General features: G+C 51.4%; 8 protein-coding genes, 1 other RNA gene and 1 pseudogene. All 10 read right to left on the bottom strand.

Annotated features, from left to right (window positions below):
• Positions 1–263: 263 nt before the first annotated feature.
• Positions 264–2,333 (bottom strand): annotated as a pseudogene (locus tag CSE01S_RS11460) (DUF927 domain-containing protein).
• Positions 2,334–2,368: 35 nt separating this feature from the next.
• Positions 2,369–2,584: an AlpA family transcriptional regulator gene (locus CSE01S_RS11455; protein ID WP_006687292.1), complete on the bottom strand. Its 216-nt coding sequence runs from the start codon at positions 2,582–2,584 to the stop codon at positions 2,369–2,371.
• A 385-nt stretch (positions 2,585–2,969) separates the two neighbouring features.
• Entirely contained in the window at positions 2,970–5,597 is a 2,628-nt protein-coding gene (locus CSE01S_RS11450; protein ID WP_042288322.1) for a DEAD/DEAH box helicase, read from the bottom strand.
• Positions 5,598–5,611: 14 nt separating this feature from the next.
• Complete coding sequence (locus tag CSE01S_RS11445) at positions 5,612–6,556, bottom strand: HamA C-terminal domain-containing protein (RefSeq protein WP_042288319.1); 945 nt, start codon at positions 6,554–6,556, stop codon at positions 5,612–5,614.
• Positions 6,557–6,727: 171 nt separating this feature from the next.
• Positions 6,728–7,372, bottom strand: a complete 645-nt coding sequence (locus tag CSE01S_RS11440; RefSeq protein ID WP_042288316.1) for a hypothetical protein — start codon at positions 7,370–7,372, stop codon at positions 6,728–6,730.
• 1 nt (position 7,373) lies between these two features.
• Positions 7,374–8,621 (bottom strand): integrase domain-containing protein, encoded by a 1,248-nt coding sequence (locus tag CSE01S_RS11435; RefSeq protein ID WP_042288313.1) that lies wholly within the window; start codon positions 8,619–8,621, stop codon positions 7,374–7,376.
• 166 nt (positions 8,622–8,787) lie between these two features.
• Positions 8,788–9,151, bottom strand: a transfer-messenger RNA (tmRNA) gene (gene ssrA, locus CSE01S_RS22310).
• A gap of 72 nt (positions 9,152–9,223) precedes the next feature.
• Positions 9,224–10,414: a beta-barrel domain-containing protein gene (locus CSE01S_RS11430; RefSeq protein WP_042288310.1), complete on the bottom strand. Its 1,191-nt coding sequence runs from the start codon at positions 10,412–10,414 to the stop codon at positions 9,224–9,226.
• Positions 10,395–12,581 carry a type I secretion system permease/ATPase gene (locus CSE01S_RS11425; protein WP_042288308.1) on the bottom strand — a complete coding sequence of 729 codons (2,187 nt, stop codon included), beginning with the start codon at positions 12,579–12,581 and terminating at the stop codon, positions 10,395–10,397. Before CSE01S_RS11425 ends, CSE01S_RS11430 begins: the two co-directional genes overlap by 20 nt.
• On the bottom strand, positions 12,578–13,984 hold the full coding sequence (locus CSE01S_RS11420) for a TolC family outer membrane protein (protein WP_042288305.1): 1,407 nt from the start codon (positions 13,982–13,984) through the stop codon (positions 12,578–12,580). Before CSE01S_RS11420 ends, CSE01S_RS11425 begins: the two co-directional genes overlap by 4 nt.
• Positions 13,985–14,029 lie beyond the last annotated feature (45 nt).

Genomic DNA, 14,029 nt, shown 5'->3' with positions numbered 1-14,029 from the left:
CCTTTTCGCCATTTTCATTCCTTCTGTTTTTGAGGTGGTACAGGTGGGACAAGTGGTACAACCGCACCAGCCGTGGCTTTGCGCTGTACCACCTGAAAAATGCCAGTCTGAAAAGTGGGACAGATTCAGCAACGGCTGTCCCACCCTGTACCACTTTTTTTAAACCAAATTCTCTAAGATGGGACGCTGTAACCCGCGCCAGCTCTGCGTGTACCACTTGTCCCACCCTGTACCACCTTTTTTTAAGACACTCGAGACTGCACTCAGATACTGAGGATGCGGGAGGTAAGACGGTAGACTCTGGCTTTGCCGATCTCCGGCAGGCGAACCTGCGACTGGTATTTCCCGTCGCTGCCGGACAGCAGGCATTCTGCTTCCTGACATAACCTAGCCGCTCTGGCGGGACTGAAGCCCCGGCACATTTCCCGCCAGCCTTCCGGCAGGATAAAGAACAACGTGTGTTCCTCGCCCGTCAGTGGATCTTTTTCCACCCGGCGAAAGCCCACCATATTAAGCGGGCGGTCCGGGCCATCCCACGAGGCAAAGCGGCTGTACTGGTGCGCGGTGATGAACCGCTTGATCTGCGCCAGCACGCCTTCATCCTCCTGGTTGGCGATATGTCCGCGCTCGTTCAGCCAGGCGTGCAGGCAGATCCGGACCGCCTCATACGCCGTGCCTTCCTCCCAGCCCGTGATGCCGTGCAACGTTGCCATCTCTCCGGCCACCGCCAGCAGGGCAAAACGGGCCACGATGCGCTGCACCTGGTTTCCTGCGTTGTCCGGCATCAGGGCGGTCTGGTAGTGGCGAAGTAGCTCTCTTGCCAGCGTGGTGCTGGCGTCCAGGTCGCTGGTGAGGAAAGCCAGCCAGGCACGAAAGGCGGTGCCGTGGAAGCGGGCGACACGGTCGCATAGGGCATCGGCGAACTGCTGGCCGCTGGCAAAGCCATGTAGCTGCTCAAACGCCCCATGCTGCCCGGTGTCGCTGGGGATTTGTACCATGCGCACGTCCATTCCGGCGTAGAGGCGCTCCCCGGCGCGTTCGGTATGTTCCGCCAGCGACAGTTCCCCGGTGGAGAACAGCAGCAGCGTCCAGTGCCTGCGGTTACGTACTTCACCGTCGGTGCGGGCACGCCCCTTGCCCTGGCCGTTCGCCAGCATATAGGCAATTATCCCGGCTTCACGCGGGTCCACTTCGCGCAGTTCATCGAGCGGCAGCAGGGCATCGTTGTGGCGACTGGCAATTCCTTCCAGCGCATTCCCGGTGGCCCGCCAGGAGAGCCAGTAATCCGTCCCGCCACAGACGGAAGCGGCCACTTTCATCACCGTGGTTTTACCGTCGGTGGACTCACCGCGTAGGTGAAAGCCTCCGCCACCCGTGCCGATCAGGCGCAGTAGCGGGGCGGCCAGCGCACAGCAGACGGCAAAGACCAGCCGTGAATTGTCTGCACAGAGTGCGGCGACCTGCTCCTGCCATTCCGCCAGCGTACCGGCCTGCGCAAAGCCGCCAGTCAGGTAGTGGCTGCCCTGAAGAATGACATTGTCGCCACCGGGACCGATAACTTCATCCGGCAACACGTACACCCCGCAGTGCCAGCCGGTTTTCTCCACGCAGGTGACCCGGCGTCCGGGGAGTGACCGCGAGATGTACTCGCACAGCAGGCTGCGCAGGGCGGGGCGGGTGGAGATATAGGTCAGGCCGTTCTCCAGCAGGATGCGCCGCAGCTCCTCGCCGTTACCGCTGAGCATCGCCATCGGCATGGCCCAGCGCCGCAACTGCCCGGTGGTGGTGTGCCATTCCAGCAGGCGGCCATAGCTGCCGTCATGGCTGTCGCAGGTGATGGCGGTGACACGCAGAGGGGAACAGATGCGCTGGGGCTGGACGTCGCTTTCACCGTCGCGCCGTTCGGTGAGCTTGTCAAACCACAGCGCTTCTTCATCGAGGCGGAAGTGATCCGGCAGGATGTCAGAAGGCCTTTCCTGCCGCAGGCGTGCGAGCTGTCCGGTCCAGTTCTCCAGCAACTCACCGTCAGGGCTCATCAGCCGGGCCATCTGCACACCCGCGTGCGCCAGTTTTACGGCGATTTTCAGCAACTCCTCTTCGCGGATATCGCCGGTTCGAAATACCCGGACGTAGAGCGTGTCGGGCCTGATTATGGTCAGGTTGTCCAGATCGGCCAGTTCATCCGGGCCGAGTACCACCGGGGGAACATCATCTTCCCGGTCGGGATCTTTTCGCCATACGCGTGAGGTCTCCCATGCCTAGCTTCCGGCAAGGATTACCACTTCGAGCGTGCGGTCCGGAGACTGCTTACAGAGAAAGGGCGCGCGTTTCATGATGGGGTATCGGTCGGCTCATCCCTGAGCGTGGATTAACGGATGGCGGTGCGGCGCTGTTGCCACTGACGAATTTCAGCGGCATCGAAAACCACCAGTCGGGAAGAGAGGTGGACGGGGCGGGGAAAGTCGGTGTTTTTAATCAGGCGGTAAACCGACGATTCGCTCATCGCCAGAAACTGGACCACCTGCCGCATACGCACGTTGCCGCTTTCGGGAAAAGCATCGTTACTGTCAGCACGGGTTTTCATGATTGCACCTCACGGGAACAGAGTGTCGGAGCGGTTATAGCGCGGAAAGGGAAGGGGAGGTATAGGTCCGGGTGAAAAAGTGGAGTCCGGATAGAAAGTAATGAGTCCGGAAGTAAATTCATTGTCGTCAAAACCATTTAATTCATTGAAAATGATTGAAGTTATTGCTTTAAAATCTTAGATGAGCAAGAGAGGATTAAGTTAATGGATGGCAACGTACGACTACAAACATATTAGCGCACAAAGTATAGGCAATTCTTTCACAGCTATGCTTCGCTCATTGTCGGTTCTCAAAAAATATTAGGGATTTTCACATTAAATGGGATTATGGATGAAGAAATCACTGCTTAAAAGAATGTGGCAGGAGTTATATCCTGCCGGGGAATTATTTAATTGAGCCAAATCCTGCTTTTTCTAAATACTTCCTATGAAGGCTTGACAACTTGGCTATATTGTAAGTTCTCAAATATAATTCAACTGATTGACCCTCTTTTATTCTCTGTTTTTTTGTTAATTCAATTGCTGTAGATCTATTAATGCCAAAACTCATAATTTCAAGAACTAAAGGATCATAACTTCCCATTTCCAGCATGGAAGGTAGGTTCAGGAAAAATTTGTTTTTTTCTTTTTCTTCTTCTGACATCAAATGTCCAACAACATCAGTCCAAAGTGATAAATATTTAACTAATATAAAGTTCAAATTAGTGTTGATGTGAGTTGTAACAAAATTAGTTATTTTATCAATATTTTTATTTGTTATTTCTAAACCTTTTTTTGTTAACTTATCTTTAACCATGTTATCAATGAAGAATTTATAGTTATGGCCTTTCATCCAATTATGAGAGTCATAGGCTAATTTGTTGATGCTTACGAAATACCTATAACGCCGAGATTTTCCATCATCTTTATAATTCACCTCTTGTTCAATATTAAATATCTCATTCATACGAGAGATAATGCTTTTATATTGATTGTAGTAGTTCATGTTTTTGAATTCATCATCCAGTGATTTAGCCTCTCTCTTGCCTCCAGGATATTTTGAAATCATCCATTCACCAACTCCCTGAGATTTTATTAGTTCAAAGAACTCACTTAATAGTAAGGGATCAACAAAAGGATTCCTTGCCAATAAATCTTCAGGGATAGATATTTTTTTAGAAAAAATGTCTAGTTTATTTTCTAAGTCTTCAGTTTGTTTCTTATTTAACTTTGAGTTTTTTATAATTTTCGAGTAATGATTTTTATCGACAAGATATTGGCTTCTTAAATATAAAACCAGCGGGTAGAGTTTATAATCACCATCGCTGTTGAGTATTTCCTTGCCACTCAATCCTATATAGTCAATAACTGATTCAATATTTCCATTTAATTTATTTAAAACAGAAGATACAATTTCCTTTTTATCTTCATTTTTTATGCGTTCTTCTGCCCACTCCTCATCGCTAAGTTCGATACAAAATATCTCACCATACAAAGAAGTGTTAATGCGACCAGCACGACCTATGAGGTTTAAAAATTCAAATTGAGAGAGTTCGTAGTTTCCTATTTTGGGTGAGATAACAACAATTCTGTCGGCAGGTAAATTCACCCCTTGTAGCAAGGTTGAAGTGCAAACGAGGTTTTTAATTACACCAGATGAAAATAAATCTTCTATTTCCAGTCTGGCCACATCTAATAATCCTCCATGATGAAAAGCCACTCCTTTTTTAATGCATCTAACTAGTGAGTATAATGGATGTATTTCACTTTCTAAAAATGAACAAAGATTTTTGATTTTTTCATTATCAATAACCTTATGATTATCTTGATCATCGTTTGCTACGGATAGAGCCCATCCCTCTGCCATATTTTTTTTGGGAGAAAAAATTATATTTTGTTCATCTTCATGAAATACTGAGGTTAAGTATTTTAATGCCTGTCCTCTTGAACTTGATAGTTTACTATATAAAGCTTTGCCTATATCGTAATCACCCTGAACAATGCTTCCCGTGGGGGTGATAATTTTATACTTAACACTTTGTGATTTTTTAAATACCGTCAGGACGGTCTTGAGTTGAAGTACTGGTGTAGCTAATGTTTTATGCTCAAGTAAATCTATGTCTATTACCTCACGCAAGGAAAGGTGGAGATTCTCTATATAAGGGCCAGCCATTATAAATTGTGAATCCTTCCAGCTTGTTGTCATTCTATAAATCACATTCTCATATACGCTTCCTCGTGTACCATCTTCAATATTCTGTATTTCATCGAAGAAAACTAATAAAGGAGAACAATCTTTTTGCTCTTGCAGTAATCTCATGCATCGTTCTGGAGTAAGCACATAAACTATATTTTTATCAAAACATTCTACTTCCCTGTACGTAGTTAGCACTAAAGCGCTTTCTTTTAACTCTTTAGAAAGTTCATTGCTTACCTGATTGATTAATGCTTTCGAGGGAACGACATACACGAAAAATTTTGATTTGTTTTTTTGAATTCTATCAAATATAAATTTTTTAATTATAAACGATTTTCCTGAAGAGGTTGGTGCAGAAACCGCAATGTTTACACCAGATTCCAACTTCTCCCATAATGATTTCTGATAATGAGTGAAAAATATAGTTTTACCATCAAAATCTTTACCTAATTCAAATCTATGAGTTGCAAGCTCAAAGTCAAGAGTTGTACCAAAATTATGCAATTTTTGATTTTCTTTATACAAACCATTTAAGTGCTTTGATGATACAAGATTACCTGAGCGAGATTGCAGGATATAACATGTTTTCAAATATAGCTCGTTGCTCGGGTCATATAAATAGAGGAGGCTACCAAATGCATTTGCAATACTTTTTTGACTTTCATCTCCTAAAGAACCTAATGAGGCCAGCCATGTTGCTCTTCTAATGCTTTCTATATCTATAGTAACATCAGTGTCACTGTCTCTATTTTTTAAGAATAAATTCCTAATCAACGCATCAAAAACGCGCTTGAAATCAATGTGATCTAATGCCTCTGCTGCAATCCCGCTACTCATTAGCACTCCTGAAGTTACGGCTTATAATCAATGCCATGGATAGAACGATATAATGATTTCTTAAAATTACCAACGTCACTCATAGGAATAAGAAAGAAATCTAAGAAACATGGCTTAACATCCGGATACTTAGTTAGTTTATCCTTGATCGCAATTTTTATTTCTTCTTTTTTGTTAGATAACCATTTTTCAAATAAATTTTCAGCCTCTGATTTTGTTAAAGCGTTGTTCTCTATTTCCTTTATATCGCTATCTTCAAATATTAATAATACAGGGTGAGTTTTGATACATTCTGAATATATTTCAGAGCCAGGAGTGAAAGCTTGGTAGATTAATTCCATTGTTTCAAAATCGAAATTATTACTTATGTTTTTTCTTGCAATAAACAATTCATGGGAAAGAGCTCCGCTTGAGTAATTTTTTGAGAAACGGTCTAAAGAATTAAATGCACTATCTAAAGCACCGCTGAAGTTTTGATATATTTTTGATTCGCCAATAAGAATGGATATATTATCTCTGTATTTACCAAAAAAAACACCATCACCACCTTTAACTTGGTCATTTAAATTAGTAAGGGTTGTTATTTTATGAGAAATCATAGGGGTGTTTAAGATAGCTTCTGAAAGAATATAAAGAAGCAATTCACCATATTTCCCATCTTTTATGGGGTTGGTATCACCGAAAAATTGAGCCGCTTTTCTAAATGGTATTTGTCCCTTTTGTCGCATAATATCAATCGCCGTTTTATCAAAAACATAATGTTCTATTGAGTCAGCTAATGATTCAATGAATGAATTGGCTTCTTGTATTACGCCACTAAATGGTATGGTGAATAATCGAGAGGTTATTTTTCTCTCTACTGATGGCGCTCTCTCGACTAATTGGCTCTGAATCCAAGAATGGTCAGTGATCACCAATTTTTTCCAATCTATCTTCATCAGTTTATCAAGATTATCCATATACCATTAAATCCAAGTTAATCAGATACATCCTATTGTGCTTAAAATAGTAGTATTCGACAACTGATCATAAACCCATACTTTGCGATAAGTTAACGAGAGTAGGAAATACTTTCCCTACAAAGCTTACCAGCTTTAGGATTGGCTGGCTCAAAAAATGAGCGTCTATCCCTACGTTTCACTCTCCCGCCCCATCTTCAACACCTCATAAAACGTCCCCCGCCCCAGCCCATCAGACGGCAATTTCCGCTCCTGAGCCAGCGTCTTCAGCTTACGAAGTATCCGATCCGAAGCTGGTTTATCAGACGTCCCATACCGTCCGTCAGTCTCCTCAACCAGAAGCTGAACCAGCAGCCAGCAGAGTCGGGCTGTATTCTCCCGAGCCTTGTCGCGCTTATGCATTCCACGCAGGGAAGGTTGTGCTGAAGCAGTGATGTCCGGTAGTGCATCATCACCGAGCGTTTTCAGCCACTTGCGGCCACGACTGTTACGCGACAGTTTCATCACCGCCTTCAGGCTGCGGGCCTTAATTTCTGGCGGCGTGAGTTCGTCATCAATAAGCCGCCAGGCCAGCGCGAACATTTCATCGGCATAGAACATGCGTTTGTTAGCCGGGGCGCTGACCATGCCCGTTGCTTTGATGGTGCGGCTGATGGCGTCGTGTAGGATACGGTAATTTACCTGATGTTCTTCCGGCAGGGCGTTTGCCGGTTGGGAAGCATCAAGGCCGAGAAGCAGAAGGGCGAGATGCCGCGCTTCCAGCAGCGGCATATCGCATTCCCGTTCAAACAGATTCTGACGAATGGGACTGGTCACATTACTCTCCTTCCACGATCCGCAGCGGTTCTTCTTCACCGAGCAATGCCTGCCGTCTGGCAGCATCAACGTAGTTTCCCCACCACTGCATCAGCGGTCGCCTTTGTTCCAGATAGTCGCTGCGGTTGTAGGCCGCTTCGATCTCGTCTTCTTTCTGGTGCGCCAGCGCAGACTCCAGGACTTCACGGGGGAAATGACCTGCGCCCGCCGTTCTGGCGATGCTGCGCATGCCGTGGGCGACCAGCTCGCCGCCGAACCCCATACGAATAAGCGCGGCGTTCGCGGTCTGCTGGTGCATGTGCTCCAGCGGTTTGCGTATGCTGGGGAAGACCCACGGGCGATGGCGGCTGACGGGCTCCATGATCTGAAGAACACGCAGCGCCTGTTTGCTGAGCGGCACCGTGTGCGAACGGCTCATCTTCATAAAGATGTCGGGGATACGCCATTCCGCTTTTTTCATATCGATGTCGCACCAGCGGGCGCTGACGGCCTCGCCGGGGCGAACCCAGGTCAGTAGCTCCCATTCGATAAGGCAGCGGGTTTCCTTGCGGATAGAGGCGTTCTGTAGCGCCAGCATTAGCCTGCCCAGTTCGCTGGGGTGAAGGGCGGGCATATTCTGCTTTTTCGGTTTCTTGAAGCGGGCGACCAGGTTGTCAGCCGGATTGAACTCGATGAGCTCTTCGGAGATGGCGAAGCGGAAGATTTCATTGAGTCGTGAGATAACTCGCCGCAGCGTTTCGAGGATGCCCTGTTCTTCCAGCGGTGTGAGATGTTCCTTGAGCATCTTCGGGCGGATCTCGGTGACGGGCGTACTGCCCAGAGAGGGGAAGACGTGCATCTCCAGCGAACGCCAGACATCTTTGGCGTGATCTTCGCTAAGATCGCTGGTCCGTTTTTTCTCTTTAAGCCACTGTTCCGCAACTTTTTCCAGCGTGCATTCATTCTGGAGTCGTTGCTCCTCTGCAACCTGCTCCAGATGGGCCTGCGGGTCGATGCCCTGCACGAGTAAACGCCGGTATTGCAACCTGAAATCTCGCGCCATGGCGAGGGTGACTACTGGGTAGGGGCCAATGCTGATTTTGGTCCGTTTTTTCAGCGCCGGGGGAATGTATTCGAAGTACCAGATCTTTCTGCCGGATGGCTTAATCAACAACGCCAGTCCGTCGCCATCGCGCAGCATATACTCGGTCTTCTGCGGCTTGGCGGCAGCGATCTCGGTATTGGTTAGTGATTTCAATACCTTAGGCATGTTTTTGCACCTTGTTTTTTTAGCGTTCAGGCAACGCGGTGCAAAACAAGATACATAATGCTCAAGATTCATACAGAGATCATGACCACACATGCAACAAAAAAGCCTGCAACTCGTTGAAGTTACAGGCTTTTTTAAGGTTCATGATGCATCATGAATGAATGTTTGGTGGAGCTGGCGGGAGTTGAACCCGCGTCCGAAATTCCTACATCCTCGGTACTACATGCTTAGTCAGTCTTTACATTCGCCTGGCACCTGCGGACGGACACGCCACTACCAGACTAGCCTGATTAGTTTTAACGTTTCAACCCCAGGCAGGGCCTCCACGCGATCTCTTTTGGGTTTGACCTCTCTTTGATCCCCGTCTTAAGAGCGGAAGCTAGGGAGAGAGGGCTCTGAGCAGGTTATTAAGCTGCTAAAGCGTAGTTTTCGTCGTTTGCGACTATTTTTTTGCGGCTTTTTACGAGGCCAACCGCCCCTCGGCATGCACCTTGGGTTTCGCGAATCCCGTCGAATCCAGAATCAGCCCCAATGTGTGAAGATAAGTATAACAGACTTGTGACAGTCGTGACCAGCCCCTCATTTTGCTGTCCGTCAGGCAGTTAGCGTTCGCGCAGCGCTTCTTTGGCCCGGTTGAACGGTTTGATTAAATAGTCGACGATGGTTTTTTCACCCGTTTTAATGTCTACGGTGGCGATCATCCCGGGAACGATGGAAAAACGTCGACCCAACTTGTTCTGCAAATAGTCCTGTTCGGTGCGGATAAAGACGCGATAGTAGAAGATCTCCGGTTTGACCTCATCCTGAATGGTGTCCGGCGAAATGGTTTCTACAACGCCCTCCAGCCCGCCGTAAATGGCGTAATCGTAGGCGGTAATTTTCACCAGCGCGCGTTGTCCTGGGTGAATAAACGCGATATCGCGCGGCGACAGGCGGGTTTCAATCAACAGGTGATCGTCGACCGGCACAATCTCCATCATCTCGCCGTTTGGTGGGATAACCCCGCCAATGGTGGTGACCTGGATGTTCTTCACGATACCGCGAACCGGCGAGCGCACGGTCAGGCGCGTTACCGAATCTTCCCGCCCTTTGATGATCGCGGCGAGCATCGCGACCTCCGCGTTGGCTTTGGAAAGCGCCTCGCGCGCCTGGACGTAATATTGTGAGCGCAAGTCGGTCAGCTTCAGCCCGATATCGCTTTTTTGCCGCTGCAGGCGCAGTACTTCAACGTGGCTGGCGGCGCCGCTTTTTGCCAACCGTTCGGTAATCGCCAGCTCTTTATTCACCAGCGCCAGCGCCTCTTTCAGGTCTGACTGCGCATCGGCAAGCTGGGCGCGGCGGCTGTTATAAAGCCGCGTTTCCGAGGCGAGCAGTTCCGGCCAGTCTTTCAGCTCGTCGGAAAAGACCAGCGGTTTGTCGCTCACCTCTGCGGTCAGACGCTGGCTGGAGGCCAGCGACGCGCGATAGCGGGCGGCACTTTCGCCGACGTTGGATTCGGAACGTGTCGGGTCAAGGCGCGCCAGCACCTGACCGGCCTGCACCTGATCGCCCTCATGCACAACCAGTTCCGCGAGGATGCCGCCGTCGAGCGACTGCAATACCTGTTCACGGGAACTGGGGATCACTTTCCCGGTGCCGGTCGATACTTCATCCAGCACGCCAAACCATCCCCAAATCGCCAACAGCAGGCACAAAATGCCGGTTAGCCAGATGATCCGGCTGGCCCCTGAAAATTCTCGCTCGCGGCTGTCGTCGAGTGCGTCAAGCGTAGGATCAGGCTGACTGGTTTTCATTTTTCCACTCCCGTGCGTTAGCCTGTGCGGCCATTCGACTCTGTCCCAGCGCCTGAGCTTTAGGCGCATCCATGACCAGTTGCCCTTCTTTGAGCACGATCACCCGCTCCACCAGTTCCAGCACCGGTACGCGATGGGTGGCAACAACCAGCGTGCGATTGCCGAGCCACTGCCCCAGACGTTGAATAAACTCGCGCTCGGCATGCTCGTCCAGCGAGGCGGTGGGTTCATCAAGCAGGACGATATTTGGCGAACGCAGTAGCATCCGTGCGAGCAAAATCGACTGGCGTTGCCCGCCGGAAAGGCCCGTCCCCCCTTCCATAATCGGATGATCCAGTCCTTTTGGCAGACGTTTTACGAAGTTCGCCGCGCCGCAGATCGCCAGCGCGGAAAAAATCTCGTCATCGCTGGCGTGCGGCGCGCCCAGCGTCAGGTTCTCGCGCAGGGTGCCAAAGAACAGGCGGGCGTTCTGACTGAGCAGGCCAACGTTGCGGCGCAAGTCCGACATATCAATGTGCGGCAGGCTGATGTTGTCGAGACGGGCATCGCCCTCGACCAGATCCACGCCGCCCGCCAGCGCCTGTAGCAGCGTCGACTTCCCCGCGCCGTTGCGCCCCAGCACGGCTATGCGCTCACCGGCGGCAATCTCCAGCCGGTTGATGCGCAGCGGTACCCGCTGATCTTCGCTGTGATAGCGAAACTGCGCGTTCTCAAACAGATAATGGCCGTGGAAGATATCCTGATGTACCAGCGTCTCGTCACGCTGGGTCTCGGTGGGCAGCTCCATAATGCTGTCCAGCCCCTTTTTGGCGGCCTTAACCTGCTGCCAGCGAGCCAGCACCCCACACAGATTGCCCATCGGGGCGATCATTCTGGAGGCGAGCATCGAGGCGGCCACGACCGAGCCGGTGGTCAGCGTGCCGTCGATCACCAGCGGCGCGCCGAACATGACCACCGCCGCGTACACCAGCCCCTGCACCGTCACCCCCCAGTTGATCAGCCCCTGCGACAGTTCACGGGTACGCAGGCCCGACTCGGCGGTGATGCGGATGTAGCTGTTCCACTGCTGCAGAAAACGGTTCTCTGCCTGCATCAGCTTAATGTCTTCCAGCCCCTGCACGCTCTCCACCAGTACGGCGTTGCGCAACGTAGCTTCGTGCGCCGACTGGTTCGCCAGCACCGCGAGCTTTTTTTGCAGCAGCAGGCCGGGAAGTATCATCAGTAGCGCCGCCACCGGGGCGATCCATGCCAGTGGCGGGGCGATGATCGCCAGTACCACAATAAACAGAAAGAAGAAGGGCAGATCGACGATCGTGGAAAGGGTAGAGGAGGTGACCATTTCACGGATCTGTTCCAGCTCGCGCAGTTGAGAAATAAAGCTGCCGGTCGAACGGGGGATCGCGCTGTTGCGCAGGCGCAGCGCGTGGCTGAACACGCGATCGGAAACCCGCATGTCGGCGCGTTTGCCCAGCAGATCCATCACATGTCCACGCGCGAGTCGCAGCAAAAAACCGAACAGCATTGCGATCAGCACGCCTACCGCCAGCACGTACAGCGATGGCCACGACTGCGCCGGGATCACCCGGTCATAAACCTGCATGGAAAAAACGATCCCGGACAGGGACAAGATGTTGATCAACAGCGCCGCCAGCATCACCGGGCCGTAAGGACGCAGATCTTTCAGCACCAGGCTTTTCAGCCAGTCGGGACGGAAACGTGAGACATAGGCGTCTACCCGGCTGTCCTTCACTGCCGAAAGCGGACGTAGCGCGATGATAAAGCGGATGGTCGGCAGCAGTTCGCTCAGGGCGAGCCGGTTACGTTGCAGGTCGCCATTAACAAAGCAGACATCGAGCTGGTTATCGCCATCAAACTGTTCCACCAGCACCAGTTCGCCATCCTGAAGCTGAATGACTACCGGCAGTCGCCAGCGGCTGAGGGATTGCCCGGTTGGCGTCAGCGGCTGAAAAGAAAGGCCGGCCTGGCGGGCTAACTGGGTAAGCGCTTGTGGCATCGCTTTATCTTTAAACCACGGCGCGCTGGCCTGCAACGCGCCAGGAGAACAGGCGATCCGATAATGGGCGGCGATATGGCTCATCGCTCGCGCCCAGTTGGCCAGCGCCTCTGCGCTAATCGGCTCATTGGCCGGAATGTCGGCATGGATCATGGCTGGATCTCCACGGACTGAATGGTGCGGTTTTCCAGGCCAAACGCCCGGCGCATCTGTCCGCTGTTGTACAGGCAGTTAAGCTGGAGCTGATGCAGTTGGCTTTCGGTCTGGATCTGCGCAAAGCGGGCCTGATACACCTCCTGTTCGGCATTCAGCACATCGAGCAGGGGGCGTGAACCGAGATCGAGATATTGTTGTTGATACAGTTCCCGCGTCCGCTCGCTCAGCGTCTGTTGGCGCTTTTGGATCTGTAACGATGTCGCCAGATTCATTGCCTCGCTGCGATCGGAAAGCAATTTCTGGCGGACATCCAGTCGGGTACGCTGAATGGCGGACTGGGCGGATTCCACTGCATGGCTGGCGGCGTTGCGACGCGCGGTTAAGCCCCCGCCCTGATAAATCGGCATCTCCACTTTCACCCATGCCGAATATTGGGTGCGGTCGATGGAGGCGCTGCCCGAATAGTTATCGTTCAGGTAATGACGCACTTCCGGCTCCAGCGAGACTGTCGGCGTCATTTGCGCGTTGGCGTAGTCCAGATTCGCCTGAGCGACGTTGGCCTGCGCCCACGCGGCGAGCACTGAGGGCACAAGTTTGTCATCCGGCGTGGCCTGCTCGCAGCTGCGGTTGAGCATCGCCGGGAATTCATTGCTAATGGCGTTGAGGTTTTTCCAGCCCAGCCAGGTTTTCAGCGTCTCCTGCGAACTTTCGAGGTTGGCCTGATACTGGACAAGCTGGGCGCGCGCGCCTTCAATGCGCGCGTCGGTCTGCACCACATCGGAAAGCGAGCTGGCGCCTTCGTCGTTACGCTGGTTCGCCAGTCTGCCGATGCTGCTCAGGGCGTCGAGTTGCTCTTTAGCCACTTCCACCATTTGTTGCCAGGTTTGCACTTGCACGAGGGTGGAGGCGGTCTCAAGGCCGACGTTATCAATGCTCACCAGTACGTTCGCCTGCTCCTGCGCGACGCCTGCGTTTTCCGCCCGCACCTGGCTGGCGACTTTGCCGAAGTCGTAGAGCATTTGCGAGAGGGAAAGTACCAGCGACGGGCTGAATCCACTGTCGGAGTAGCTGTTGGTGTACCCGTTATTCATCCCGGCATTAATCTGCGGATAATATTTGGCTTTGGCGACGTCCACCTGCTGGATTTGGGCATACAGTTTGCCGATCACTTCGGCGATCGACGGATGCCAGGAGACGGCGCGATTGACCGCCTGAGAAAGGGTAAGTTCGCCGGGCGCGGCGCTGTCGCCGGTGAGCGGCATTGGTCCATTCAGCGAGGGCAGTTCCTGCTGCTCAACCCATTGCTGTGGGGCGATGCGGGGCGGTTCCTCGACGGCAATCGCCGGGAACGCGCACAGATGTCCCGCCAGCCACCAACCTGTTAGCTGTCGTTTTCCCATTTTTTTACTTCCCTAAGCTGCTTTTTGCCCCGGGCGGGCGTGCGC

This window comes from Citrobacter sedlakii NBRC 105722, assembly GCF_000759835.1.
GTDB lineage: Bacteria > Pseudomonadota > Gammaproteobacteria > Enterobacterales > Enterobacteriaceae > Citrobacter_A > Citrobacter_A sedlakii.
This window is presented reverse-complemented; position numbering and strand designations above follow the sequence as displayed.

Bases quoted from the DNA above. Each gene is read 5' to 3' on its own strand.
- CSE01S_RS11455 (WP_006687292.1), bottom strand. From the start codon at position 2,584: ATGAAAACCCGTGCTGACAGTAACGATGCTTTTCCCGAAAGCGGCAAC.
- CSE01S_RS11450 (WP_042288322.1), bottom strand. From the start codon at position 5,597: ATGAGTAGCGGGATTGCAGCAGAGGCATTAGATCACATTGATTTCAAG.
- CSE01S_RS11445 (WP_042288319.1), bottom strand. From the start codon at position 6,556: ATGGATAATCTTGATAAACTGATGAAGATAGATTGGAAAAAATTGGTG.
- CSE01S_RS11435 (WP_042288313.1), bottom strand. From the start codon at position 8,621: ATGCCTAAGGTATTGAAATCACTAACCAATACCGAGATCGCTGCCGCC.
- CSE01S_RS11430 (WP_042288310.1), bottom strand. From the start codon at position 10,414: ATGAAAACCAGTCAGCCTGATCCTACGCTTGACGCACTCGACGACAGC.
- CSE01S_RS11425 (WP_042288308.1), bottom strand. From the start codon at position 12,581: ATGATCCATGCCGACATTCCGGCCAATGAGCCGATTAGCGCAGAGGCG.
- CSE01S_RS11420 (WP_042288305.1), bottom strand. From the start codon at position 13,984: ATGGGAAAACGACAGCTAACAGGTTGGTGGCTGGCGGGACATCTGTGC.